This is a genomic window from Bradyrhizobium sp. NAS80.1 (assembly GCF_001908205.1).
In the GTDB taxonomy this organism is placed as follows: Bacteria; Pseudomonadota; Alphaproteobacteria; order Rhizobiales; family Xanthobacteraceae; genus Bradyrhizobium.
This window is the reverse complement of record NZ_LGHL01000185.1, coordinates 1-25,066: the sequence shown is the minus strand read 5'-3', so window position 1 is coordinate 25,066 and position 25,066 is coordinate 1. Positions and strand designations below refer to the sequence as shown.

At 63.7% G+C, this 25,066-nt stretch carries 27 protein-coding genes, 1 tRNA gene and 3 pseudogenes; 26 read left to right on the top strand and 5 right to left on the bottom strand.

What is annotated here, in order from left to right:
- Window positions 1-89: 89 nt before the first annotated feature.
- From AC629_RS34630 to AC629_RS34570, 14 genes are all read left to right on the top strand, one after another.
- Entirely contained in the window at window positions 90-587 is a 498-nt protein-coding gene (locus tag AC629_RS34630; protein WP_084809267.1) for a DUF6163 family protein, read from the top strand.
- Between the two features lie 515 nt (window positions 588-1,102).
- Window positions 1,103-1,621: a transcriptional regulator LdtR gene (ldtR, locus tag AC629_RS34625; RefSeq protein WP_018320040.1), complete on the top strand. Its 519-nt coding sequence runs from the start codon at window positions 1,103-1,105 to the stop codon at window positions 1,619-1,621.
- Between the two features lie 201 nt (window positions 1,622-1,822).
- Window positions 1,823-2,059: a hypothetical protein gene (locus AC629_RS34620; RefSeq protein WP_084809260.1), complete on the top strand. Its 237-nt coding sequence runs from the start codon at window positions 1,823-1,825 to the stop codon at window positions 2,057-2,059.
- 37 nt (window positions 2,060-2,096) lie between these two features.
- A complete protein-coding gene (locus AC629_RS34615) occupies window positions 2,097-2,318 on the top strand; it encodes a hypothetical protein (protein ID WP_084809259.1) in 222 nt (73 codons plus the stop codon).
- 271 nt (window positions 2,319-2,589) lie between these two features.
- Complete coding sequence (gene glyA, locus AC629_RS34610) at window positions 2,590-3,888, top strand: serine hydroxymethyltransferase (protein ID WP_084809258.1); 1,299 nt, start codon at window positions 2,590-2,592, stop codon at window positions 3,886-3,888.
- A 15-nt stretch (window positions 3,889-3,903) separates the two neighbouring features.
- Window positions 3,904-4,386 carry a transcriptional regulator NrdR gene (gene nrdR / locus AC629_RS34605; RefSeq protein ID WP_011087793.1) on the top strand — a complete coding sequence of 161 codons (483 nt, stop codon included), beginning with the start codon at window positions 3,904-3,906 and terminating at the stop codon, window positions 4,384-4,386.
- Window positions 4,383-5,531 (top strand): bifunctional diaminohydroxyphosphoribosylaminopyrimidine deaminase/5-amino-6-(5-phosphoribosylamino)uracil reductase RibD, encoded by a 1,149-nt coding sequence (gene ribD / locus AC629_RS34600; protein ID WP_084809257.1) that lies wholly within the window; start codon window positions 4,383-4,385, stop codon window positions 5,529-5,531. Before nrdR ends, ribD begins: the two co-directional genes overlap by 4 nt.
- Window positions 5,531-6,139 carry a riboflavin synthase gene (locus AC629_RS34595; protein WP_084809256.1) on the top strand — a complete coding sequence of 203 codons (609 nt, stop codon included), beginning with the start codon at window positions 5,531-5,533 and terminating at the stop codon, window positions 6,137-6,139. The genes ribD and AC629_RS34595 overlap by 1 nt, the downstream gene beginning before the upstream one ends.
- Before the next feature lie 157 nt (window positions 6,140-6,296).
- Window positions 6,297-6,788, top strand: coding sequence for a 6,7-dimethyl-8-ribityllumazine synthase (ribH, locus tag AC629_RS34590; RefSeq protein ID WP_084809255.1), 492 nt, complete (start codon window positions 6,297-6,299; stop codon window positions 6,786-6,788).
- 3 nt (window positions 6,789-6,791) lie between these two features.
- On the top strand, window positions 6,792-7,289 hold the full coding sequence (gene nusB, locus AC629_RS34585) for a transcription antitermination factor NusB (RefSeq protein WP_074118445.1): 498 nt from the start codon (window positions 6,792-6,794) through the stop codon (window positions 7,287-7,289).
- 14 nt (window positions 7,290-7,303) lie between these two features.
- On the top strand, window positions 7,304-7,447 hold the full coding sequence (locus AC629_RS47245) for a hypothetical protein (RefSeq protein ID WP_168195650.1): 144 nt from the start codon (window positions 7,304-7,306) through the stop codon (window positions 7,445-7,447).
- The gene (thiL, locus tag AC629_RS34580) at window positions 7,444-8,439 is read left to right on the top strand and encodes a thiamine-phosphate kinase (RefSeq protein WP_084809254.1); all 996 of its coding nucleotides are present in this window, start codon (window positions 7,444-7,446) and stop codon (window positions 8,437-8,439) included. Before AC629_RS47245 ends, thiL begins: the two co-directional genes overlap by 4 nt.
- 357 nt (window positions 8,440-8,796) lie before the next feature.
- Window positions 8,797-9,186: a hypothetical protein gene (locus AC629_RS49245; protein ID WP_245332086.1), complete on the top strand. Its 390-nt coding sequence runs from the start codon at window positions 8,797-8,799 to the stop codon at window positions 9,184-9,186.
- Between the two features lie 264 nt (window positions 9,187-9,450).
- Window positions 9,451-11,571: a sodium-translocating pyrophosphatase gene (locus AC629_RS34570; protein ID WP_084809252.1), complete on the top strand. Its 2,121-nt coding sequence runs from the start codon at window positions 9,451-9,453 to the stop codon at window positions 11,569-11,571.
- A gap of 108 nt (window positions 11,572-11,679) precedes the next feature.
- On the opposite strand, the gene AC629_RS34565 is transcribed toward AC629_RS34570, so the two are convergent.
- The 4 genes from AC629_RS34565 to AC629_RS34550 form a co-directional block, all read right to left on the bottom strand.
- A complete protein-coding gene (locus AC629_RS34565; RefSeq protein ID WP_143199662.1) occupies window positions 11,680-12,096 on the bottom strand; it encodes a carboxymuconolactone decarboxylase family protein in 417 nt (138 codons plus the stop codon).
- A complete protein-coding gene (locus AC629_RS34560; RefSeq protein WP_084809250.1) occupies window positions 12,035-12,463 on the bottom strand; it encodes a MerR family transcriptional regulator in 429 nt (142 codons plus the stop codon). The genes AC629_RS34565 and AC629_RS34560 overlap by 62 nt, the downstream gene beginning before the upstream one ends.
- Window positions 12,464-12,703: 240 nt before the next feature.
- Complete coding sequence (locus AC629_RS34555; protein ID WP_084809249.1) at window positions 12,704-13,705, bottom strand: Bug family tripartite tricarboxylate transporter substrate binding protein; 1,002 nt, start codon at window positions 13,703-13,705, stop codon at window positions 12,704-12,706.
- A gap of 138 nt (window positions 13,706-13,843) precedes the next feature.
- A complete protein-coding gene (locus AC629_RS34550; protein ID WP_084809248.1) occupies window positions 13,844-14,329 on the bottom strand; it encodes an outer membrane protein assembly factor BamE in 486 nt (161 codons plus the stop codon).
- A 98-nt stretch (window positions 14,330-14,427) separates the two neighbouring features.
- On the opposite strand from AC629_RS34550, the gene AC629_RS34545 reads away from it, so the two are divergent.
- From AC629_RS34545 to AC629_RS34510, 8 genes and pseudogenes are all read left to right on the top strand, one after another.
- Window positions 14,428-14,979, top strand: coding sequence for a ubiquinol-cytochrome C chaperone family protein (locus AC629_RS34545; protein ID WP_084809247.1), 552 nt, complete (start codon window positions 14,428-14,430; stop codon window positions 14,977-14,979).
- A pseudogene (locus AC629_RS34540) lies at window positions 14,976-15,546 on the top strand (YceD family protein). Before AC629_RS34545 ends, AC629_RS34540 begins: the two are co-directional and overlap by 4 nt.
- Window positions 15,547-15,844: 298 nt before the next feature.
- Window positions 15,845-16,907, top strand: a pseudogene (gene plsX / locus AC629_RS34535) (phosphate acyltransferase PlsX).
- Window positions 16,904-17,884: a beta-ketoacyl-ACP synthase III gene (locus AC629_RS34530; protein WP_084809246.1), complete on the top strand. Its 981-nt coding sequence runs from the start codon at window positions 16,904-16,906 to the stop codon at window positions 17,882-17,884. The pseudogene plsX and the gene AC629_RS34530 overlap by 4 nt, the downstream one beginning before the upstream one ends.
- Window positions 17,885-18,017: 133 nt before the next feature.
- The gene (locus AC629_RS34525) at window positions 18,018-18,359 is read left to right on the top strand and encodes an integration host factor subunit alpha (protein ID WP_208866994.1); all 342 of its coding nucleotides are present in this window, start codon (window positions 18,018-18,020) and stop codon (window positions 18,357-18,359) included.
- A gap of 24 nt (window positions 18,360-18,383) precedes the next feature.
- Window positions 18,384-18,956, top strand: a complete 573-nt coding sequence (locus AC629_RS34520) for a MerR family transcriptional regulator (RefSeq protein ID WP_084809245.1) — start codon at window positions 18,384-18,386, stop codon at window positions 18,954-18,956.
- Window positions 18,957-19,064: 108 nt separating this feature from the next.
- A tRNA-Pro gene (locus AC629_RS34515) sits at window positions 19,065-19,142 on the top strand.
- Window positions 19,143-19,539: 397 nt separating this feature from the next.
- Entirely contained in the window at window positions 19,540-20,295 is a 756-nt protein-coding gene (locus AC629_RS34510) for an LvrA C-terminal domain-related protein (protein ID WP_084809244.1), read from the top strand.
- Window positions 20,296-20,509: 214 nt separating this feature from the next.
- Here AC629_RS34510 and AC629_RS49990 read toward each other — a convergent pair whose 3' ends face one another.
- The gene (locus tag AC629_RS49990) at window positions 20,510-20,635 is read right to left on the bottom strand and encodes a hypothetical protein (RefSeq protein WP_283848220.1); all 126 of its coding nucleotides are present in this window, start codon (window positions 20,633-20,635) and stop codon (window positions 20,510-20,512) included.
- A gap of 137 nt (window positions 20,636-20,772) precedes the next feature.
- Between AC629_RS49990 and AC629_RS34505 the strand changes: the two genes are divergently transcribed.
- From AC629_RS34505 to AC629_RS34490, 4 genes and pseudogenes are all read left to right on the top strand, one after another.
- Window positions 20,773-21,120 carry a hypothetical protein gene (locus AC629_RS34505; RefSeq protein WP_084809243.1) on the top strand — a complete coding sequence of 116 codons (348 nt, stop codon included), beginning with the start codon at window positions 20,773-20,775 and terminating at the stop codon, window positions 21,118-21,120.
- A 180-nt stretch (window positions 21,121-21,300) separates the two neighbouring features.
- Window positions 21,301-21,620 (top strand): annotated as a pseudogene (locus AC629_RS49240) (DDE-type integrase/transposase/recombinase); the annotation flags it as partial.
- 707 nt (window positions 21,621-22,327) lie between these two features.
- Window positions 22,328-23,980 carry a ShlB/FhaC/HecB family hemolysin secretion/activation protein gene (locus AC629_RS34495; protein WP_084809241.1) on the top strand — a complete coding sequence of 551 codons (1,653 nt, stop codon included), beginning with the start codon at window positions 22,328-22,330 and terminating at the stop codon, window positions 23,978-23,980.
- The coding region (locus AC629_RS34490; RefSeq protein WP_143199658.1) for a DUF2341 domain-containing protein at window positions 23,980-25,066 on the top strand (1,087 nt) is incomplete at its 3' end. The genes AC629_RS34495 and AC629_RS34490, both read left to right, overlap by 1 nt.

Here is a 25,066-nt window from a genome sequence, read left to right as displayed (position 1 = left end):
GTTCGCACGGTTCCCGTCACCGCGGCTTGACCTGCCGCAAGGGATGGCAGCCGATTGATTTTGCGGGGCAAAGCAGCCAGAAGGGTGCCATGTCAGAGATCTCCACCCGCGATGCGGCCCGTGACAGCGCCAGGGACGCCGTCAGAGACAATGCCAGAGACAATGCAATGTCGGTGGCGGCGATCTCGTCGGAGCGTCACGAGTCCGACGACAGTGTCTGGACGCGTCGGCTCGTGCTGTTCCTGCGGGTGATGGCTCTGCTCTCGATCCTCAAGGGCCTTTATCACTGGGCGCAGGTCACCGGCTTCGTCGGCGGCGAGGACGAGGCGTTCGAGAACCAGTCGATGGCCTGGCAGGCCGCAACCGTGTACTTCGCCGTGATCGAGCTCGTCGCCGCTGTCGGCCTATGGTTGGCAACGCCGTGGGGCGCGGTGGTGTGGCTCACGACTGTCGTGTCGATGGCCGTGATCGAGCTGATGTTCCCCGGCATCTACGGCGGCAGCCTGATCGTGGTCGGCGTCGAGGCCTTCATGCTCGCCGCCTATCTCGCGCTCGCCTGGATGGCCGCGCGCGAACGGCCGCCGTAGCGCGCAGACGGCTCAACATGCTGTCTCCCGTGCCCCGGACGCAGCGCAGCGCGCCGCGCTTGCGGCGTGATGCACTGCAGAGCCGGGGCCCATCTCTGCGCGATCTCGTTTGTGGCTTTTGGGTCCCGGATCGGCGCTTCGCTTGTCCGGGACAAGAGAACGGAGATGTGCGCGCTTGGTTGACCGATCGTTGCGTAAAATTCGCTCTAACTTTTCGCTAACCAGCGTGTTTCCGCCACAGCTGTTACGCACACGTTTCGAAACGGGGCGGGGCTGTTCTGGAATGCGACAATCGAGGCGGACGGAGGGTGAACAGGACCTTGCGAGGGTCAACAGACGGTTGCGAAAAGTCCTTGTGGCACAGGCTTAATACGCAATTCACTGTCTTAAATTCATGATCTCTTTATTGTCTTGTTTAAGCTGATCTTCAATCGGGCCCCTTAAGTTGCACCTATCAGGCGGGACAAAAGTTTCGTCGAATAAGTGTCGATAAAAACGACAACAGGGGAAGTGTCATGATGAAAGCCGTCGCAACTGCGGCAGATACCGCAGAGCGCGTCTCCGGCCAGCAGGGCTCGGTGCAGTCGCTCTATCTGGAAGCTTTGACTCTGGTGGAGCGGCTGCATCGTCGTCTCCTCGACGTCATCAAGGACGAGTTCGATCGCCGCGGCCGTGCGGACATCAATTCGGTGCAGGCGCTCCTGCTCTACAACATCGGCGACAAGGAGCTGACCGCAGGCGAGTTGCGCACGCGCGGTTACTATCTGGGCTCCAACGTCTCGTACAATCTGAAGAAGCTCGTCGAGCTCGGCTTCCTCGATCATCAGCGTTCGCGTGTTGATCGCCGCTCGGTGCGCATCCGCCTGACCCCGCAGGGCCAGGAAGTCCGCCGCATCGTCGACGCGCTCTACCAAAAGCACGTCAAGACGGTTGAGCAGGTCGGTGGCATCTCGGGCGAGGAATTCTCGACCCTCAACAAGTCGCTGCACCGCCTCGAGCGGTTCTGGACCGACCAGATCCTGTATCGCCTCTGAGCTCTTTCGGAGGGATCAAGGCCAAGCCGGCCCGCAACAAGACCGGCAAGCCTCCCGAACGTGCCTAACTTCCCCAAGCGCGCCGGCCCGGCTCCTGCCCGGACCGGTGCGTTTTGTCGTCTTCGCGACTGCGAAAAAATTACCGGGCCGGGCGGAACCAGTTCCTCGCGCAGCAGTTGTTTCTCCGGATCGGAGGATGCGATGCTGGTCGAGCGCGGGCCTCAGGTAATGAACGTCGAACTCGTGAGCGATGCCTACGCCATTGCCGCGAACTACCTCCGTCGCTCCGGTGCAATTCCCGACTCACTCGTCACCAACGAACGCCTGCTCGAGATCATCATCAGGCTGCTCCAGCAAGGCGAGTTCAACAAGCTCAGGCTCGCCAACAAGGCGATCGCCCGGTTCGAGGCAGAGCCCGAGGCCAGAGCGGTTGCCTGATCAAATCCCGCAAAACCAGCAAGAACCTGAGGGGGCCATGGAAGCTGCCATCGACCGCATCATGCAGACCTATGACCTGCTCGCCAACCGCACGGCGGCGGCCAGCGAGGAGGCGCGGGTCAAGGTCACGAACTACCTGAACACTTTGATGGAAGCCGGCGAGAAGGACCCCCACAGGTTGACCGTCTGCGGCCTGACTTATCTGCGCCAGCTCGATGGCAGCGTCGACCCCATCAAAGCGGGGTATACGGGGCTGTGATGGGACGCCGCCCTGGGCGGGCGGTTTCAGACGCGGGGTTTGGGGCTCAAATCGGCCCTATGCTGGATGTTCGCTGACGAGCGGCTTGGTAGGGCCGCCCCAGCGCCCAAATCCTCCAATCGCCACCATATCTTGCATAAATATCAGGTCCGACCCGCAAATACTTGGCCGGGGGCGGGCGATGTGGTAGATCGCGCTCGCCGCTTCCAATCGCCACACCAGACCCGCCCGGAGCCCGCCAAAAGGCTGCGGCGGTGGAGATATTCGCAAGATGACCCTCGCCCAAACCGCCTCCGCACCCGATTCGTTTTTCACCGCCTCGCTCAACCAGGCCGACCCGGAGATCGCCGCCGCCATCAAGGGCGAACTCGGCCGGCAGAGCCATGAGATCGAGCTGATCGCCTCCGAGAACATCGTCAGCCGTGCAGTGCTGGAAGCGCAGGGCTCGGTGATGACCAACAAATACGCGGAAGGCTATCCGGGCGCGCGCTACTATGGCGGTTGTGAGTGGGTCGACGTCGCCGAGAACCTCGCGATCGATCGCGCCAAGAAGCTGTTCGGTGCGAACTTCGCCAACGTGCAGCCGAACTCCGGCAGCCAGATGAATCAGGCGGTGTTCCTGGCGCTGCTGCAGCCGGGCGACACCTTCATGGGTCTCGACCTCGCGGCCGGCGGCCATCTCACCCACGGCTCGCCCGTCAACATGAGCGGCAAGTGGTTCAAGGCCGCGCACTACACCGTGCGCCGCGAGGACCAGATCATCGACATGGACGCGGTCGCCAAGCAGGCCGAAGAGGTCAAGCCGAAGCTGATCATCGCCGGCGGCTCGGCCTATTCGCGTGCCTGGGACTTCAAGCGTTTCCGCGAGATCGCTGACAGCGTCGGCGCGTATCTGCTCGTCGACATGGCGCACTTCGCAGGTCTTGTCGCCGGCGGCGTGCATGCTTCACCCGTGCCGTATGCGCACGTCACCACGACCACGACCCACAAGTCGCTGCGCGGTCCGCGCGGCGGCCTCATCCTCACCAATGACGAGACGCTCGCCAAGAAGCTCAACTCGGCGATCTTCCCTGGCCTGCAGGGCGGTCCGCTGATGCATGTGATCGCGGCGAAGGCGGTCGCCTTCGGCGAGGCGCTGCGTCCGGACTTCAAGGTCTATGCGAAGAACATCGTCGAGAATGCCAAAGCCTTGGCCGAGACGCTGAAGGGCCATGGCTTCGACATCGTCTCCGGCGGCACCGATAACCATCTGATGCTCGTTGACCTCAGGCCGAAGGGCCTGAAGGGCAACGTCTCGGAGAAGGCGCTGGTCCGCGCCGCCATCACCTGCAACAAGAACGGTATCCCGTTCGATCCGGAAAAGCCGTTCGTGACCTCGGGCCTGCGCCTGGGCACGCCGGCTGCGACGACCCGCGGCTTCGGCGTTGCCGAGTTTCAGCAGGTGGGCGGCATGATCGCCGAGGTCCTCAACGCGATCGCGCAGTCCGACGACGGCAAGGCGCCGCTGGTGGAAGCCGCGATCAAGGAACGGGTCAAGGCGCTCACCGACCGGTTCCCGATCTACCAGTAAGGTCAAGGCAAACGGATGCGCTGCCCGAACTGCAACAGTCTCGATACGCAGGTAAAGGACTCGCGTCCGACCGAGGACTCTTCCGTTATCCGCAGGCGGCGCGTATGCGTCGCCTGCAATTTCCGCTTCACCACCTTCGAGCGCGTGCAGCTGCGCGAGCTCACGGTGATCAAGCGCAACGGCCGCCGCGTGCCGTTCGACCGCGACAAGCTGATGCGCTCGGTGCAGATCAGCTTGCGCAAGCGGCAGGTCGAGCCCGAACGGGTGGAGAAGATGGTCTCCACCATCGTGCGCGAGCTCGAGACCGGTGGCGAGGCGGAGATCTCCTCCGAGGTGATCGGCGAGACCGTGATGGAGCATCTGCGCACGCTCGACGACGTCGCCTATGTGCGCTTCGCCTCGGTCTACCGCAATTTCCGCGAGGCCAAGGATTTCGCCGACGTGCTCGGCGAGCTCTCCGGTGAGGAGGAAGCGCGGCTCGCCGCGATCCGCAAATGATCTTCCGTATCCTGGAAGATCAGTTCGCGCAGAAGGCCCGCGACGCCAAGGACGCCGATCGCCGTTTCATGCAGCTTGCTTTGGCGTTGGGTATGCGCGGGCAGGGGCGCACCTGGCCCAATCCGGCCGTCGGCGCCGTCATCGTCAAGGACGGCGTCATCGTCGGTCGCGGCTGGACGCAGCCCGGTGGACGTCCGCATGCCGAGCCTGAAGCGCTGCGGCGCGCAGGAGAGGCGGCGCGGGGCGCCACGCTCTATGTCACGCTGGAGCCGTGCTCGCATTTCGGCAAGTCGCCGCCTTGCGCGGACGCGGTGATCGCCGCAGGCATCAAGCGCGTGGTGACGGCGATCGAGGATCCCAATCCGGAAGTCGCGGGCCAGGGCCACGCGCGCCTGCGCGCCGCCGGCATCGCCGTCGACGTTGGCCTCTGCGCGGCGGAAGCCGCGTTCGACCACGCCGGACATTTCCGCCGTATCCGGGACAAGCGCCCACATGTCATCCTGAAGCTCGCGGTCTCGCCCGACGGCAAGATCGGCGCCGCCGGCGGCAAGCCGCTCGCGATCACGGGGGAGGCGGCGCGCAATCGCGTGCATCTGCTCCGCGCGCAGAGCGATGCGATCCTGGTCGGTATCGGCACGGTGCTGGCGGACGATCCTCAGCTCAACTGCCGCCTGCCGGGCATGGCGGCGCGCTCGCCGGTGCGCGCGGTGCTCGACCAGAGCCTGCGCATTCCCGCATCGAGCCAGCTGGTGCGCTCCGCGCGAGAGACGCCGCTTTGGGTGTTCGGCTCGGGGCTTGCGGAAGCAGCCGCCGCGACCCGCCTCGGCGCTGCCGGCGTGCAAATCATGCGAATGCCGCCGGGCAACGCCTCCGGGCTCGATCTTCCGGCCGTGCTGCATGCGTTGGCCGAGAAAGGTATCACGCGGCTGATGGTCGAGGGCGGCAGCCGGGTTGCTGCATCATTCGTGGCGGCCGATCTCGTCGACGAGATCTGGCTGTTCCGCGGAGCGGAAGCGGTCGGCGCCGCTGGGGTGGATGCGCTCGATGCAATGCCCCTGTCGAAAATCACGCAGTCGCAGGCCTACAAGGTTCATGCTAGCGAGACATTCGACAGGGATACTCTCACTATCTACGAGCGCTCGTAATGTTCACCGGCATTGTCACCGATATCGGCGAGATCGTCAGCTTCACGCCAACGGCGCAGGGACAGCTGCATCGTCTGCGCATCGCCTGCCGCTACGATCGCGCCACCATCGCCGACGGCGCCTCGATCGCCTGCAATGGCGTCTGCCTGACGGTGGTCGCTTCCGGCGTCGAGGGCGGCAAAACCTGGTTTGACGTCGATGCTGCTGCCGAGACGCTGGCGCTGACGACCGCAAAACACTGGAAAGTGGGCACGAGGCTCAATCTCGAGCGCGCGCTCAAGATCGGTGACGAGCTCGGCGGCCATATCGTCGCAGGCCATGCCGATGGCATCGCGACTATCGTCAGCCGCGAGGATTTGCCCGACATGGCTCGGTTCGAGCTCAGCACCACGCGCGAGCTGGCGCGGTTCATCGCCACCAAGGGCTCGATCACGCTCGACGGCGTGTCGCTGACGATCAATACGGTCAAGGACGTGAGCTTTTCGGTGCTGATCATCCCGCACACGCTGACAGTCACAACGATCGGTGGCTGGACGGCGGGCGCCGAGGTCAATATCGAGGTCGACCTGATGGCCCGCTACGCAGCGCGGCTGACGGAAATGAAGTGACCGGCGCAGCCGGTCATTCCGGGATGGTCGGAAGGACCAGACCCGGAATCTCGAGATTCCGGGCTCGCTTCGCGCCCCGGAACGACAGTTTAAAACTTGGCTTACCCGCCTGCGGCGACTACATAACGCGCCGACCTCTGTAGAACGGATTTAGACGATGGCAGACGCGCGGCGCGCACCTCTGAAGGACCAGACCGACATCTCCGGCGCGCGTGCGCTGATTGTCGAGGCGCGGTTCTATGACGATCTCCAGGACGCGCTTCTGGACGGTGCGGTGGCCGAGCTGAAGGCCGCCGGCCTGACGCATGACGTGATCACGGTTCCCGGTGCGCTGGAGATCCCGGCGGCGGTGGCCATCGCGGTCGACGCCGCGGCCGCCAATGGCAAGCCCTACGACGCGGTGATCGCGCTCGGCTGCGTGATCCGCGGCGACACCATCCATTTCGAGATCGTCTCGCAGGAATCCTCGCGCGCGCTGATGGACCTTGCGGTGGCGCGAAAGCTGCCGCTCGGCAACGGCATTCTCACCGTCAATACCGAGGCACAGGCCTGGGCGCGGGCGCGCGCCAGCGAGCTCAACAAGGGCGGCGATGCCGCGCGGGCAGCACTTGCGATGCTGCGCATCAAACGCCGCCTGGCGCGGGGCTGAGCCATGGCTGACACCACCAGGAAACCGGCGGGTGCTCCGGAGAGGAAGGCGAACCGGCGGGGTGCGGCACGGCTCGCGGCCGTGCAGGCGCTGTACCAGATGGACATTGCGGGTGCCGGCATCAACGACATCTTCGCCGAGTTCGAGAGCCACTGGCTCGGCAACGAGGTCGAGGGCGACACCTATCTGCCGGCCGAAGCTGCGTTCTTCCGCGACGTCGTCTCCGGCGTCGTGCGCGACCAGAAGAAGCTCGACCCCTTGATCGACGAGGCGCTGTCCAAGGGCTGGCCGTTAAAGCGGATCGAGGCGATCCTGCGCGCGGTGCTGCGGGCAGGGGCCTATGAGCTGCAGCATCGCAAGGACGTTCCCGGCCGCGTCGTCGTGTCCGAATATGTCGACGTCGCCAATGCCTTCGTCGACCGCGAGGAAACCGGCATGGTCAATGCGGTGCTCGACCAAATCGGCCGCCAGTTTCGCGGCGACGAGTTCGGGCGGGGGTAGACGAGACGATGACCTTGGCCGTAGCCGTCATCCTGAGGTGCCGTAGCGAAGCGGAGGCCTCGAAGGGTGGCGGCGTGCCGCTGAAGGTGCACTTCGGCCGTGCATCCTTCGAGGCTCGCAAGGGCTCGCACCTCAGGATGACGGATCTGCTGTCGTGACACAGGACAAGAAGCAGATATCCGGCGAAGACTCCCTCATCGCGCGCTATTTCAAGCCGCTGGCGACTGATCCCGGCGCGTTCGGGCTGGTCGATGACGCCGCGGTCCTGAAATCCGCCGGTGAGGACATCGTCGTCACCACGGACGCCGTTGTCGAAGGCGTGCATTATCTTGCAGATGATCCGCCCGGCACCATCGCGCGCAAGGCGCTGCGGGTGAATCTGTCCGATCTCGCGGCCAAGGGCGCCACTCCGGCCGGCTTCGTACTAACGCTGGCGCTGCGCGGCGCCGACGATGCGTGGCTGCGCCCCTTTGCGGATGCGCTCGGCGAGGATGCCAGCGCCTTCGCGTGCCCGCTGCTCGGCGGCGACACGGTCTCGACACCCGGTCCGCAGATGATCTCGATCACGGCGTTCGGCCGTACGCCCTCGGGGCGCATGGTCGGGCGTACCGGGGCCAGGCCCGGCGATCGTGTCATGGTGACCGGGACGATCGGCGACGCCGCGCTCGGTCTCGACATTCTCAAAGGCGGCAACGTCAAGCAGGCGCTCGATCCGTCGTCCTGGGAGATGCTGGTCCGGCGCTACCACATTCCGCAGCCGCGCAATGTGCTGGCGCGGGCCGTGCGCGAGCACGCCAGCGCCGCGATGGACGTGTCCGACGGGCTCGCGGGCGATCTCGCAAAGCTTTGCGCGGCCTCCGGGGTCTCGGCGGTCATCGAAGCCGCGAGCGTGCCGCTGTCCGGTCCGGCCGCTGGGCTGGTCACGCGCGGAGCCGTTGGGATCGAAGCGCTCGTGGCCGGAGGCGATGATTACGAGGTCCTGTGTGCCGTTCCGACAGGCCGAGCCGAAGCCTTCATGGCGGCGGGACGGGCGGCGGGCGTGGCGATCACGGCGATCGGATCTATCGTGCAAGGGGCGACGCCGCCCCGCTTTATCGACGGTCAGGGCAGGGAGCTGGTCCTCAAGCGCCTGTCCTACAGCCACTTCTGAATTCAAGTCCGCCTCGTCGAACCGGATCTGTCCTCTGGCTGTTCCCGGTCGCATGTTGCTGTTGGCGATCGCAACCCCGGCGACAGCAAACAGCTGTATCTGCGCCATGGATGCAAAGCAGCTGGGGATGTGATTCGGATGACGGGGGCCGTTTCGAGTTTGAGCGGGGCGCGGGTTGTTCCCGGGAGGGAGTGCGGAAGCTGCACGCTCTGTTGCAAGGTTTACAATGTGGTCGAGCTCGGCAAGGCCGCCGGCAAGTGGTGCTCGCATTGCAAGCCCGGCCGGGGCTGCACGATCCACGACAGTCTGCCGAGCGAGTGCGCGGCGTTCAATTGTCTCTGGAAAACCGAGTCGACGATGTCCATGCAATGGAAGCCCGATCAGGCGAAGATGGTGCTTACCTTGCATCCCGAGACCAACAACATCCAGGTCGTGGTTGATCCCGGCCTGCCATCGGCCTGGACCCGGCAGCCTTATCACAGCCAGCTGCGCTTGCTGTCGAAGAACAACATGGTGAAAGGCCATCTTGTGATGGTGTTCGTCAATGAGCTGGCGACGCTCATCCTGCCCGACCAGGATGTGCAGCTCGGCGTCCTCACACGCGAGCAGGTCGTGTCGGTGACGCAGGAGGTCGGCCCCAATGGCGGCATCTACGAGGTCAAGATCTTCAACCGACGCACAACAGCCGACGGGCAGACCTTGGAAATGGCGTCAACGTCCCGTCATCCCGTAAGGCCCGCCGCCTGAGGTGGAGGCAGGGGGACTGGCCCCCGTCGGTGTGTCGGAGAGCCGTTTGCCGGCATTTCCGCAAAGCGGGCGTCTACGACCTAAATACCCGCCCAGATCGGCTTTTTCGGCCGCTTACGGCGTTGCACCCTCAATTTGATTTTGGCAAGCTCACAACCGACTAAGGCCGCCTGAGGGCGGCCTTGTTCAAAATCAAGGCGCCGCACCGCACGACGGACAACAAAAGGCGCCGGGGGTACATCAAGGATCTGAGGCAAAAATCACATGACAGCATTATGGTTGATAGTGCTCTGCGGAGCGCTTTCCGTCGTCTACGCGATTTGGGCGACGTCTTCGGTGTTGAGTGCGGATGCGGGGTCGCCGCGCATGCAGGAGATTGCAGGAGCGGTGCGCGAAGGCGCACAGGCCTACCTTCGGCGCCAATACACTACGATCGGTATCGTCGGCATCGTCATTTTCGTGCTGCTTGCCTATTTCCTCGGGCTCTACGTCGCGATCGGTTTTGCCATCGGCGCCATCCTGTCGGGGGCGGCCGGCTTCATCGGCATGAACGTCTCGGTTCGTGCCAATGTGCGCACCGCCCAGGCTGCAACCACGTCGCTAGCGGGCGGCCTCGAACTCGCCTTCAAGGCCGGCGCGATCACCGGACTGCTGGTGGCGGGGCTCGCGCTACTCGGCGTGACGCTCTACTTCGGCTTCCTGGTCTATTCGCTGAAGCTCGCGCCCGACAGCCGCACCGTGGTCGACGCCATGGTGGCGCTCGGCTTCGGTGCCTCGCTGATCTCGATCTTCGCGCGTCTCGGCGGCGGCATCTTCACCAAGGGTGCGGACGTCGGCGGCGACCTCGTCGGCAAGGTCGAGGCCGGGATTCCCGAGGACGATCCGCGCAACCCGGCAACGATCGCCGACAACGTTGGTGACAATGTCGGTGACTGCGCCGGCATGGCCGCCGACCTGTTCGAGACCTATGCGGTGACCGCGGTCGCCACCATGGTGCTCGCGGCGATCTTCTTCGCCAAGACGCCGATCCTCGCCAACATGATGACGCTGCCGCTCGCGATCGGCGGCATCTGCATCATCACCTCGATCATCGGCACCTTCTTCGTCAAGCTCGGACCGAGCCAGTCGATCATGGGCGCGCTCTACAAGGGCCTGATCGCAACCGGCATCCTGTCGCTGATCGGCATCGCCGGCGTGATCTACTATCTGATCGGCTTCGGCAAGCTCGAGGGCGTCGACTATACCGGCATGGCGCTGTTCCAATGCGGCGTCGTCGGCCTCGTCGTCACCGCGCTGATCATCTGGATCACCGAATACTACACCGGCACCGACTATCGTCCGGTGAAGTCGATCGCCCAGGCGTCGGTGACCGGTCACGGCACCAACGTGATCCAGGGCCTCGCCGTCTCGATGGAAGCGACCGCGCTGCCCGCGCTCGTCATCATCGCCGGCATCCTGGTCACCTACAGCCTCGCCGGCCTGTTCGGCATCGCGATCGCGACGGCCACCATGCTGGCGCTTGCCGGCATGGTCGTCGCGCTCGACGCCTTCGGCCCGGTGACCGACAACGCCGGCGGCATCGCCGAGATGGCGGGCCTGCCGAAGGAGGTGCGCAAGTCGACCGACGCGCTCGACGCGGTCGGCAACACCACAAAGGCGGTGACCAAGGGCTACGCGATCGGTTCCGCCGGTCTCGGTGCCCTGGTGCTGTTCGCGGCCTACAACCAGGACCTCAAGTTCTTCGTTGGAGACTCCGCGAACCACGCCTACTTCGCCGGCGTCAATCCGGACTTCTCGCTGAACAATCCCTACGTCGTGGTGGGTCTCTTGTTCGGCGGCCTGCTGCCGTACCTGTTCGGCGCGATGGGCATGACCGCGGTTGGTCGCGCTGCCGGCGCGATCGTCGAGGAGGTGCGGCGTCAGTTCCGCGAGAAGCCGGGCATCATGCAGGGCACCGACAAGCCGGACTACGGCAAGGCGGTCGACCTGCTGACCCGGGCGGCGATCAAGGAGATGATCATCCCCTCGCTGCTTCCGGTGCTGTCGCCGATCGTCGTCTACTTCTTGATCTATGCGATCGCGGGCGGCGGCGCGGCTGGCAAGTCGGCGGCCTTCTCCGCAGTGGGCGCGATGCTGCTCGGCGTGATCGTGACGGGCCTGTTCGTCGCGATATCCATGACCTCGGGCGGCGGTGCCTGGGACAACGCCAAGAAGTACATCGAGGACGGTCACTTCGGCGGCAAGGGCTCCGATGCCCACAAGTCGGCCGTGACCGGCGACACCGTCGGCGATCCCTACAAGGACACGGCGGGCCCCGCGGTGAACCCGATGATCAAGATCACCAACATCGTGGCCTTGCTGCTGCTGGCGATCCTGGCGCACTGAACTGCGAGCAGAGGCTCAAGATAACCCCCCGCGGCGAAAGCCGCGGGGCTTTTTGTCAGGGGCAGCGCAGTCCGGCTGCACGACAAAACAGGGGTCGACGGTCGAGCTTCAGGCTTTCGGCTCCGATCCGTCCTCGGCTCTTTGCGCAAATACCTCCTTCGCTGCGAACAGGCCGTTGAGGGCAGCCGGGAAGCCGGCATAGACGGCCATCTGCATGAGGATCTCGATAATCTCCTCTCGACCGAGGCCGACATTCAGACCTGCCTCGATATGCACCTTGAGCTGAGGTGTGGCGTTCCCCATGGCCGCGAGCGCTGCGATCGTTGCGATTTCGCGCGAACGGACGTCGAGCCCGGGCCGTGAGTAGATGTCGCCAAATGGAAATTCGAATACATAGGTGGCGAAGTCTGGGGCGATGTCACCAAGCGCCGCCACGACCTTATGGCCGGCCTCTCCGTCGATCTCAGCCAGTGCGCGGCGACCGCGCTCCAACCGGCTTTCGCCGGCGTTCGGGAAGTGTTGCATCATAATCCTTCATCCTCTGTTCCGTTTCGGCATAACCGCCGATCTTGGTGTCGAGGACGAGAAGACAGGCATTCAGCTCGTCGACGTGGGCACGCACGCTTTCACGGTGCCGCTCCAGCAGCGCGCGCCGCTCGGCCTCGCTGCCGCTGCCTCGCTCCCGGAGTTCCGCGTAAAGCAGCATGTCCCGGATCGGCATACCAGTCGTCTTCAGTCGGCCGAGAAACTCGATCCACACAAGGATCGAGGCATCGTAGTCACGTCGGCTGGATCGATCTCGGTCGGCGTAAGGCAACAGTCCGATCCGCTCGTAGTAGCGGATCGTATGGGCAGTCAGTCCGGAACGCTTCGCGAGTTCGCCGATCTTCATGCCTGTCTCTCATCACGACGCACGGAAACTACGAGTTCGAGCGCACTCTAAGTCAAGAGACATTTGGGCCTGCCGATGCGAGCTTTGCGCCGTTGGCAAAGCAGCCGTGCCGGAGAGCCGGCTGATCGAGACAATAAGCAAGCAGGCCCCGTCGAGTCGATTGGGAGCGACGTTGTACGCATGTTCGGTCGATACGTGCGGTCAAGCCGTCTGGCGCGCCACAACCGGGGGATACGCGAGCTACTGCACGTCCATCTGCAATCCTTCCTTCTGGATGATGCCGGCGAACTTCTTCGTCTCGGCATCCACGAAGTCGGAGAATTGCTGCGGTGTGCCGTAGTCGGCGCGGGCGCCCATGGCGGCGATGTTTTTCTTGATGTCGTCACGCTCGAGCATCGCCTTCACTTGAAGATTGAGCGACTCGAGCACGGGCGCGGGGACACCCTTCGGCAGGAATACCGCGAACCACGACGAGATGTCGAAATTAGCGAGCTCCGGCGCGCTCTCGCGCATCGTCGGCAGGTTCGGTGCGAGGTTGCTGCGCTCGCTTGTGGTGACGCAGAGGCCGGTGAGAGTGCCGTTCTGCACCTGCGGCAGGCTCGGATAGAGATTGTCGAACAGGATCTGGATGTCGCCGGCAAGCGCGGCCTGCAGCGCGGGACCGGCGCCGCGGAACGGGATGTGCGTCATCTTCAGGCCGGTCAGTTGGAGGAACCAGGCGCCGGTGAGGTGAGGGCTCTGGCCGACGCCGGAGGAGGCGTAGCTGAGCTTGTCCGGACTGGCCTTGAGATAGGCGATCAGCTCGGCGACCGACTTGATGCCGGTCTTCGGATGCGCCGAGACGATGTTCGGGATCCGGATCATGTTGGAGACCGGCTGCAGCTGGTCCGGCTTGTAGGTGAGGTTCTTGAAGATGCTGTAGGCGATGGCGTTCGGCCCGGGGTTGCCGATCAGGATGGTGTGGCCGTCAGGCTTGGCGCGGACCACCTCGGCGGTGCCGATCGTGCCGCCGCCGCCCGAGCGGTTTTCCACAACGGCCGTCTGGCCCCAGGCCGTCTGCAGATGGGCGGCCAGGAGCCGGCCCATGACGTCGGTCGAGCCGCCGGCCGCCGCCGGCACAATGAGGCGGACGGTTTCGGTGGGTTTCCAGTCCGCCAGGCTTGATCGTGGCAGGATCGCTGCGGCCGACAGGCCGGCAGCACCAGCGAGCACATTGCGACGGGAAAGAACTTTGTTGGGCACGAATCCACTCCCTGCTTTTTGTTTTGCAGGAAGCGTAGGGAACCCGGCGCGCAACGGCAAGTCGCAGGCGATGGCAAGTGCCTCGCGGACGACGGCAAGTGCCGCGCCGAGGGCGGCAGGACGCCGCAGGCTCAAGGCTCAGTTAAAGCTGAGCAGCTTGAACAGCGGCGTGAGGTAGTTCATCTCCTGGCCCGACGTCGCCGTGGTCCGGCTGATGAAGTCGAAGATCTTGCCGTCCTGGAGGCCGTAATTCGCAAGCCGGCGCACGCGCCGATTCTTGTCGAAATAGATCGCGATCACGCGCTGGTCGACCACCTTCTGGTTCATGAAAGCGACCGGGCGCTCCGAGCGCTGCGAGATGTAGTAGAACACCTCGCCGTCGAGGGTCGCGACCGTGGAGGGCGTGCCCATCACGATCAGCACCTGGTCCTGGCTTGCGCCGATCGGAATCTGCTCCAGCGCGCCGGGCGGCAGGATATAGCCCTTCTGGAATTGCTCGCCGGTGCAGCCCGCAAGCGCCACCCCGACCAAGGTCGCGGCCGCGAGCAGGCGCAAGCCGCGCCAGCGTGCTTGAAAGCCGCGCCGCTTGTCTGCGCGCAGGCTAGTCTGGTTCGTTATCGTCATTGCGGAACTGATTCCGTCCCCTTGCGTCGCGCGAGGCGCTGAAGTACCGGGCGGAGACTGCAATTGCAACACGCGCACGCCCGCTTGCGGAACCCACAATGGTTTGGCCGTTCAATCACTTCAGGAAACCCCGGCAAGCCCCGCGCGGCACCATTGAAGCCATCTATGGCATGATCGTGACGCAGGCGCGAGAACCCATATTTTACCGCGACTTGGGCGTGCCTGATACGGTTAACGGTCGTTTCGACCTGTTGCTGCTGCATCTCTGGCTGCTGCTGCGCCGCCTGCGCACGGCCCAGGGCGCCACGGAGCTGTCGCAGGCGCTGTTCGACCGCTTCTGCGAGGACATGGACGACAATTTGCGCGAGATGGGGGTCGGCGACCAGACGGTGCCGAAGCGGATGCGGGCGTTCGGCGAGGCCTTTTACGGCCGCGTGCAGGCCTATGACCAGGCCATCGAAGGCGGCGGCGAGGCGCTGGCATCGGCGATCTGCAAGAATATCTTGAATGGGACCGGAATGGACCAGGCGAAGCGGCTCGCGGCTTACGCCCGGGCCACGGAGATTGATCTCGGCCGGACCGGCGAGGCTGCGCTCTTCTGCGCGTCCTTCAAATTTCCCCCGGCGCTCAGCGAGGAAGTGACGCCATGAGCCGACCGACTACCGGATTCGAACGCGATCCCTGGCGGGCGCCCGTCATCGTCGCCCAGATTCCCGACACCGGCCTGCACCGTGAGCTCGAGGCCTCAGCCGCCGAGCGGCAGGCCATGGCGGAGGTCGCTGGCCTCCGGGAAATCCTGTCCGCCCACGCCGCCTTCGACGTTGAGCCGAAAAGCGGTGGCCGGGTCCAGGTCACGGGCCACGTCCGCGCCCGCATCGGCCAGACCTGCGTGGTCACCCTCGATCCGATCGAGAACGAGATCGAGGAGGAGGTGGACCTGATGTTCGCCCCCCGAGGCCGAGGCGCGCCGCCTGGCCGACCTGATCGAGGAGGGGCAGGATGACGAGGAGCCGCCGGAGGTCGCCGATCCGCCGGAGGCGATCGTCAATGGAATCATCGATCTCGGTCGCCTCGCCACCGATGCCCTGTTCCTGGCGATCGATCCTTATCCGCGAAAGCCGGGAGCTGTGTTCGAGGCGGAGGTCATCGCTCCCGACCCCGAGGACCATCCTTTCGCGGCGCTGAAAGCGCTTCAGGACAAGAAGAAAGGCAAATAGCTACGTATTCCCCGTAGGAACGCTTTGCCGTGCGGTGGGAAGTGCTTGCCGGGATGGTTTCAGTGGTCCTTTTATCTATTTGATTTTAATATATTTTCTTTGAGTTTTTCCGGTCCGTAGCCGGATCGTCCCGAATGCAAAAGGCTGGGGGCAAGAGGTTGTTTCGGGACAACAAAACGCTATTGTCGCGCCCCGGTCCGGGTGCGGCGTGGCACTAGGCCGGTCGCCATGTCCGTGGCGAACCCATTTGCGGCCCCGCTAGTTCAAGACCGCAGCAGACCAGGTTTCCAGGACTTTTATGCTAAGCAAGGTTCGCATCGCGCTTGACGCCATGGGAGGCGATGTCGGCGCCCCCGTAGTCATTCCAGGCGCCGCCATCTCGCTGGACAGGCATCGCGAAATCGAGTTCCTCCTGGTCGGGGACCGCGCCAAGATCGAACCCGAGCTCGACCGCCACCCCCCAGCTGAAGGCCGCGTCGAAGATCATCCATACCGACGTTGCTGTCAGCGGGTCGGACAAGCCGAGTCAGGCTCTGCGGCGCGGCCGCAAGACCTCCTCGATGTGGCTTGCCATCGATGCGGTGAAGAAGGGCGAGGCGGATGTCGCGGTCTCCGCCGGCAATACCGGCGCGCTGATGGCGATGTCGCGCTTCAACTTGCGCACGTTGCCGGGAATCGACCGCCCGGCGATCACCGGGATATGGCCGACCAGTCGCGGCGAGTCCGTCGTGCTCGACCTAGGCGCCACCATCGGCGGCGACGCGCACCATCTGGTGTCGCTCGCGGTGATGGGCGCTGCGATGGCAAGCGTGCTGTTCAACAAGAAGCGGCCCACCGTCGGGCTGTTGAACATCGGGGCCGAGGAGATCAAGGGGCACGAGGAGATCCGTGAAGCCAGCGAAATCCTGCGCGCGAGAAACCTGCCCGAGCTCGATTATATCGGCTTCGTCGAGGGCGACGGCATCGGCAAGGGGCTGGCCGACGTCATTGTGGCCGAAGGTTTCAGCGGCAACATCGCGCTCAAGGCCGCCGAGGGAACCGCGCGGCAGATGGCGGAATTACTCCGCAACGAGATACAGCGGAGCTGGCTGTCCAAGCTCGGCTATCTCTTTGCGCGCAGCGCCTTTCAGGCCCTGCGCGACAAGATGGACCCCAACAAGTCCAACGGCGGCGTGTTCCTGGGGCTGAAGGGACTAGTGGTCAAGAGCCATGGCGGAACCAGCGCCGAAGGCTTTGCCTATGCGATCGATGTTGGCTATGAGATGGCTCACTACGATCTCCTGAACAAGATCAATCAGATGCTCAACCGCGAGGGTAGTGCACTCAATTCCGTGCAGGCCGCGCAGGAGGCTGTTTCGTGACTCAAATTCGTTCGGTCGTGCTCGGCTGCGGCTCTTGTTTGCCGGAGCAGGTGGTGACCAATGCCCAATTGGCGGCGCGCATCGACACCTCCGACGAGTGGATCGTGCAGCGCACCGGCATTCGCGAGCGGCACATCGCGGCCGAAGGCGAGTTCACCTCGCATCTGGCAATCAAGGCGGCGCAGGCTGCGCTCACGGATGCCGGCGTGGACGCGCAGTCGATCGAACTGATCGTGCTGGCGACCTCGACGCCGGACAACACCTTCCCCGCGACGGCCGTCGCCGTGCAGCACGGGCTCGGCATCACCCATGGCGCGGCCTTCGACCTCCAGGCGGTGTGCTCGGGCTTCGTGTTCGCGCTCGCCACCGCCGACAACTTCCTGCGCACCGGCGCCTACAAGCGCGCACTGGTGATCGGGGCGGAAACCTTCTCCCGCATCCTCGACTGGAACGACCGTGGCACCTGCGTGCTGTTCGGCGACGGTGCTGGCGCGGTGGTGCTGGAGGCGCAGGAGCAGCCGGGCAATGCCGCGACCGACCGCGGCGTCGTGACCACTCATCTGCGCTCTGACGGCCGCCACAAGGCCAAACTCTTCGTCGACGGCGGACCGTCCTCGACCCAGACCGTCGGTCATCTGCGCATGGAGGGCCGCGAGGTTTTCAAGCACGCGGTCGGCATGATCACCGATGTGATCGTGGATGCCTTCGAGGCGACCGGGCTCAATGCCGAGAGCATCAACTGGTTCGTGCCGCACCAGGCCAACAAGCGAATCATCGACGCCTCCGCCCACAAGCTCCATATCGCTCCTGAGAAGGTGGTGCTGACGGTGGACCGTCACGGCAACACGTCGGCCGCATCGATCCCGCTGGCGCTGTCGGTGGCGCGCAAGGACGGCCGCATCAAGCGCGGTGACCTGGTCCTGCTGGAAGCGATGGGCGGCGGCTTCACCTGGGGCTCTGCGCTGGTGCGCTGGTAGGCCACAATCGATAAAATTTTGCCGGAATCAGCGCCGATTATCCATGCGTCTGCATCGATGAGCGCTGTTGACCGCCGTCCCGTAACCTCATAATTTCAGACAACAATTGTTCGCCGTGATGTGGGGCAGGGCGATGACCGACCAAAGTAAAACCGTAACGCGTGTTGACCTCTGCGAGGCCGTCTATCAGAAGGTAGGCCTGTCGCGCACGGAGTCGTCCGCCTTCGTGGAACTCGTGCTGAAGGAGATCACCGACTGCCTCGAGCGGGGCGAGACGGTCAAATTGTCCTCGTTCGGCTCCTTCATGGTTCGCAAGAAGGGTCAGCGTATCGGCCGTAACCCGAAGACCGGCACCGAGGTGCCCATCTCGCCACGCCGGGTCATGGTGTTCAAGCCGTCGGCGATCCTGAAGCAGCGGATCAATACCCAGCATCGCGGCAATGGCGATGCCAGCAAGGCTCAACCCGAGGCGTAATCGCCTGCGCGGAGGATTTGGCATTTGGACAAGGCGCCGGATGCGTTCCGAACCATCAGCGAAGTAGCGCAGGAACTCGACATTCCGCAGCACGTGCTGCGGTTCTGGGAGACCCGATTCTCCCAGATCAAGCCGATGAAGCGCAGCGGCGGCCGCCGCTACTACCGCCCCGACGATGTCGACCTGCTCAAGGGCATCCGCCGACTGCTTTACGGAGAGGGCTACACCATCCGCGGTGTGCAGCGGATCCTGAAAGAACACGGCGTCAAATCGGTGCAGGGCCTCGCCGACAACTCGGCCGCGGTCTCCTTCGGGGCAATCGAGGATGCCATCGGCCTGAGCCTGATGGAGCCTGAGGACGAGGCTCCGATCCGCGGCGTCACCGACACCGATGATGACGACTACCAGGGCGAGGAGGAAGGCATTGACTTCCGATTCGCCGAGATCGACGACGAGGAAATCCTCACCACTTTCCGCAAGGGCGGCGCCGCCGCGCCCGCCGGCCCCAGCGCGCTGGACCGCGAGCGACTCGGACGGGCGCTCGCCGACCTCGTCGCCTGCCGGGAAATGCTCGACCAGGCGCTGAAGGACGGGTGAGGGCCGCATCTCGCCAGCTTTGCGGGTAGTTCCGGGACAGGGCGATCACCAAAATGGTGCGTGCCTCGCCTTGCACAATGCAGCGATCCTAGCTAATGGAACGACGTTCGGAGCGTGGCGCAGCCCGGTTAGCGCACTAGTCTGGGAGACTAGGGGTCGGAGGTTCAAATCCTCTCGCTCCGACCATTTTAAGCCTCGTATTTGCAAGACTTTTTCGTGTTCTGCCGTTCGACCTGGAACGGACGAAATAGCGAACAGAACACGTCCAAAACCACCGATTCGCTGCATAGACCACCAGAGAAACCACCGGAGTGATTCGGCGGCGTGCGCGGTCCGTTCTGCCGGGACGCGGCCATGACCAACCGCCGACCCGCCGATCGCAATGAGGAGGCAGACAAACGGAGCGGAGTAGTAGCGCCGCGCGGCACCCGGGGACGGGCCAACTCAAGGGCGCAATTCCAGAAATCGGAAATGGAAAAACCCCACCACTTGCTGAAGGCGGCGGGGCTTCCATGAAAAGTAGAGCCGTAAGGGACACCACTCCCGAAGGGCTCTCGGCACGGTCACTGTTAGGAGCAGCGACATGAGCAGATCTAGTCACACGTCCCCAGCCGGTCAAGCATCCGGCGTCAGCTTCACCGAAGATCAATTCAACTGGCTTCGACAGGTTGCCGCCGATTGCGCGGCACTACCGCCGCTCTCCGGCTTCGTCGCGATCGCGCTGACCAAATACTTCAACCGGAAGGAAGGCGGCTGGGCCTGGATGGCACAGACGACTCTAGCGGACGACCTCGGCATCTCAGTTCGGACAATCGGCACTGTTCTCTCGGCCCTCGTCGAGCGCGGACATTTGATCAGCAAAAGGCGGGGTCGGGAGGAAACCAACCTCTACCACCTTGCCCTCAAGAACAGTGACGGTGATCGGAAAGAACTTGCAGATCACACAGGGGGAGTGATCGGCAAATCTCTGCAGAGTGATCGGCAAAATCGTGTCAAAGTGATCGGCAAGGGTTTGCCGACAAACCCTTTGAATGAACCCTTAGAAGAACCCATTGAAGAGATAGACTCTCCCCAGCTCGATCTCGGCGATCAAGATTCTGGGCGGCGTAGTCAGAGTCAGAACCCTGACACCAACGCCGCCTTCGAGGAGTGGTGGAAGCAGTATCCAAAGAAGGTCGACAAGGCCGCCGCCAAGAAAGCGTATCTTCGCGTCGTCCAGAAGAAGCAGGCGACACCGGCCGAGCTGTTGTCCGGCGCCATGCACTACGCGGCCGAGCGCAGCGGCCATGATCCCAAGTTCACGAAGTACCTGACCACATGGCTGAACGCGGGAAGCTGAGCGAATGAGTCCACCGCTCCACCCACCGCTGGCATCACGATCGACGCGAACGGTGACCCGGTAGCGCCACCACCCAACCGCCGCCACGATGGGGGCAGCGCGAGAGCAGCACCGAGCGCCTGATACGGAAGCTGCAGGGGGACGCGTGATGGCAAACGAGATCATCACCGCCGTCGGCGCCTCGCTGGACGTCGCCACCGTCATGCGCACGGCGCTACAGCCCTTCACCTATCGCGATCAGTGGTGGCGAGCGATCGAGCTCGCCGGTGATGCCTCCCAATTCGTCGCCAAGGACGAAGACGGCGATCTGGTCGCGCTGGCCGATGATGCCGATTGGCAAGCTTCACGCGCCCGGGCCCTTGAGATCAGGCAAGGCCTACCACCCTATGCTGAGATTTCCTTGTCGCCTACAAAGCGGCAGATCACGCCATCCGCGTCAAACCGTTTTCGGCCGACTACCAGCTGCTCGCCGCCAAGATGGTCGACGTCCTCGGCGTCAAGGCCGGAGGCGATCTCGACGCATACCTCGAAGGGCTGGCCTACATCCTTGCCGACCAGCGAGCAGCGAACTGGGAAGACGACGACACCCCGCACTGGATTCCGATCCCGGCGCTTGCGTTAGCTATAAAACGGATCTGGGCCGACCCCGCTCATTGGGGCGAGTTTCGCCAGCGGCCATCGATCCCCGGCATCGTCGAGCGTTGCCGCGATTACCGACACGATCTCGTCACGGTGCGGCATAGCCTGCGGATGCTCGGCCGGACGAGACAGCGCCTAGACCTAATTATCAGAACGGTCGACGACTACGAAGCGGATCCCGTATAGGCCAGCGCCTGCCAGCGTGGCGCGGCCGCTTTCGCCCGCGCCGGGTATGTTAATTTCCAGTCCGCTAGATCCTGTGAAATTGGCGAGCTGAGATCCGGAGCGAGATCAATCTTTTTTTTGCCAATCGCTTCTTCTTACGAGCCTTCGGGGTATTGATAGCACCTGTATCGGTGGCTCCGCACCACCGACAGCCGTCACGACTTGCCGATCGCACCAACCTGATCGCACGCGACTTCACCGCCGCGGCCCCGAACCGGGTCTGGCTTGCCGATATCGCCTACATCCCAACGGCGGAGGGCTGGCTGTACCTGTGGCCGTTATGGACCTGTTCAGCCGTAAGATCGTCGGTTGGGCGATGCGCGATCACATGCGGGTCGAGTTCGTCTCGTCGGCGCTGACAATGGCGATCCGCCAGACCCGCCGGGGATGTCGGATTGATCCATCATTCCGATCGCAGCGTGCAGTACGTGGCTTCTTTGTCGAAGGCGCCACTGACGGCGCCTCGTGGATATCGAGCATTTCGCCTGATTTGGGGCGGAAGTGCTTCGTCATAACCATGCCCCACTAGAACCGAATTTGATCTTCGAAATCAGGGGCCGGTTTAGTCACCGGCTTGCTTCCATGCTTCGAATGCTCTCCCTCCCTCCGCTTCCTCTTCGCGCGAAGTGCCATTTCGGAGCTCTGCCGCTGACATTTGCTCGCTGCCGCGGGGCGCTTCCAGCGCCAGACCCACGGCCGCGGGGTATAAGGAGGGAAAGGTCCATCTCTTTTTTTAGGAGGGATTTTAGCGCGCCCATCTCAAGAAAGACTGATCGTGCGCTATCTGCGTTTGGGCAGTTTTTGAACCCACCGCATGGTAGGTGATCGCGACAATCCCGTGGGCTGCGCGCTGCCGCCTCTGCCATTGGCCGACTTATTCCGTAACACCGCGCTTTAGCGGATGAAGTGGCCTGATGGCCAAAAACGCCCTCAAAAAATTACCGACAAACGTTGCCGATTTCGCTCCGGCCAGTTGTCTCTTAACTGCGCGTCAGTGATTGCGGGGGTGCCGCAACGCTGACGCTTGGATTATTCGGAGAAGTACGGGGCGTTCGTGGGACATTGTGGCGACAACACTTGCGGATCTTTATCCGCGAGGAAGGAATTGCTTTGCCTGAGTGCATCCATCGGCGCGCTTCTGGGCTGCGTCATAATATCGTCTCCGGCGATGGCCGAAGGAGGCGTCGCTAAGCCGCCCGAGACGGCTAAGACGGCGCCTGCTGCGAAGGGCCAGCCGCCACGGGCTGACGGCGCGGCGCCAACCGCGCCAGCACAGAAACCGGCATCGGCGCAGCGTTTTGACATTGACGATTTCGCCATTCGTGGTGCCGACAAGCTGCCGCAGATCGAAATTGAAGAGGTGATCTATCCTTACCTGGGGCCGAACAGAAGCGCCGAAGACGTCGAGAAGGCGCGGACGGCGCTGGAGAAGGCCTATCACGACAGGGGCTACCAGACTGTCAGCGTCTCTGTGCCGGAGCAGAATGTCCAGGCCAAGGTTGTCACGCTGCAGGTGACGGAACTGAAGGTCGGTCGGCTGCGGGTGAAGAACTCGCGCTATTTCGACCTCGACAAGATCAAGGATCGGGCCGGCTCGCTCAAGGAAGGCGCCGTGCCGAACTTCAACGACGTGACAAAGGACATCGTTGCGCTGAACCAGTGGCCGGACAGGCGGGTCACGCCAGCACTACGGGCCGGAGTCGCGCCGGGCACGGTCGATGTTGATCTCAACGTTGAGGACACGGCGCCGATTCATGGCAGCGCCGAGATCAACAACCGCCAGTCTCCGAGCACGACGCCGATCCGCTTTGTCGGCACGGTTCATTACGACAATCTTTGGCAGGAAGGTCACTCGCTAAGCTTTACATATCAGGTGGCGCCGCAGCGACCAGCTGATGCCGAAGTGTTTTCAGCCTCTTATCTGGCGCGCATCCCGAATGTCGAATGGCTTAGCGTTCTCGCTTATGGTGTGAAGTCAAACAGCAGTGTCGCAACAGTCGGCGGCACCAATATCGTTGGCCCCGGCGAGATCGTTGGCGCGCGCGCCGTGATGACGCTGCCGTCGCGTGATGGCCTATTCCATACGCTGTCGGCCGGCGCCGATTTCAAGCATTTTGATCAGACCGTGAAGCTCGCCAGCGATGGATTCTCCTCGCCGGTGACCTACTATCCGCTGGTCGCAAGCTACGGCGCGACGTTCCAGGCCGACAAGTTCACGACGCAGTTCAACGCCGCGGTCACTTACAATACGCGGCCGGTGAGTAGCGACTGGACCGCGTTCGACGCCAAGCGTTATCAGGCCTCGCCGAGCTTCGCGCACTTCAACGCTGATGTCTCGCATACCCAGGAGCTGCCGGAGGGATTCCAGCTCTGGGGCAAAGTGCAAGGACAGGTTGCGGACGGACCGCTGGTCTCGAGCGAGCAATTCAGTGTCGGCGGGCTCGATACGGTGCGCGGCTATCTCGAGTCCGAAGTGCTGGGTGATGACGGCGTGGTCGGCAACATCGAGCTGCGCAGCCCGAATATCGGCGAGACGCTGCAGAAACACCTCAAGGACGAGACGGGGCCGGGGACACCGCGCTTCACCACCTTCAATGAATGGCGATTCTTCGCCTTCGCGGATGCGGGCCGCGCCACGGTGCTGAAGCCACTGCCGGATCAGCAGTCACAGTTCGATCTGTGGAGCTACGGCGTCGGCACCCGCTTCAAGGTGTTCAACTACGTCAATGGCATGGTCGCCTATTCGGTGCCGATGATCAGCCAGGCTTATACGCAGGCGCGCGACCCGCGCTTCAATTTCCGGATCTGGGGTGAATTCTGATGACAATGGGGTTGGGTCACATGCGCACAACGCGCCGTATCGAACATCGCGGCACAATCGCCAGGTGGGCGTCTGCCCTGCTGTTCGGGCTCATCGCGGCTATCACGATGCTGCCGTCGCCAGCCAAAGCCTGGTGGAACGATGAGTGGTCGCTGCGCAAAAAGATCGCGATCGACGCGAGTGCGACCGGCGCCAACATCACCGATGCTATCGGGACGACACCGGTCCTGGTTCGGCTTCACACCGGTAACTTCCGCTTTGGGTCGGCCAAGGATGATGGCAGCGACTTGCGGTTTGTTGCCGGCGACGACAAGACACCGTTGAAATACCACGTAGAGAAGTACGATTCGCTTCTGAGCGAAGCGTTGGTCTGGGTGTCGGTGCCGAACGTGCAGGCGGGTGCCAAGACCGAGTTCTGGCTCTACTACGGTAACAAGAAAGCTCCCAGCGCGGCGGACGCCAAGGGTACTTATGATCCGGACACGCTGCTGGTCTATCACTTCAGCGAACGCGGCACGCCGTCGCTCGACTCTTCTGTGTGGGCCAACAATGCCCAGAGTGTCGGCCAGCCGGCGGAGGGATCAATCATCGGCACCGGTCTGCGTTTGACCGGTCAATCCCCGGTCAGGCTGCCGGCGTCGCCGTCGCTGACGCAGGCTGCCGGCGCGCCGTTCGCTCTCTCGATGTGGATCAAGCCTTCCGCGGCACAACCGAATGCCGCGCTCTATAGCCGCCGGGATCCCACGGCCGGCAACGCGCTGGTCATCGGCATCGACAACGGCGCACCGTTCGTCGAGGTGACCAACGCCGGCGCGGTCCAGCGCAGCGGCACGGGGGCCCCCGTGTCGCCCGGTGGTTGGCATCATCTGGCGGTCGTCGCAAACAACGGCCAGGTTATGCTCACCCTCGACGGCAGTCCTTATGCGTCGGTCGCGGCGTCTCTGCCAGCCCTCAACACCGTCGCCCTGATCGGAGGTGACACATCAACCTCCAGTGCAGCTCCGATCGCCTCGGCGGCCACGTCCGCAGCCCCGCAGCCTGACGCTCCCGAGGCCGCAGCGCCGGCTGCGGACGGTGGGGCCACGA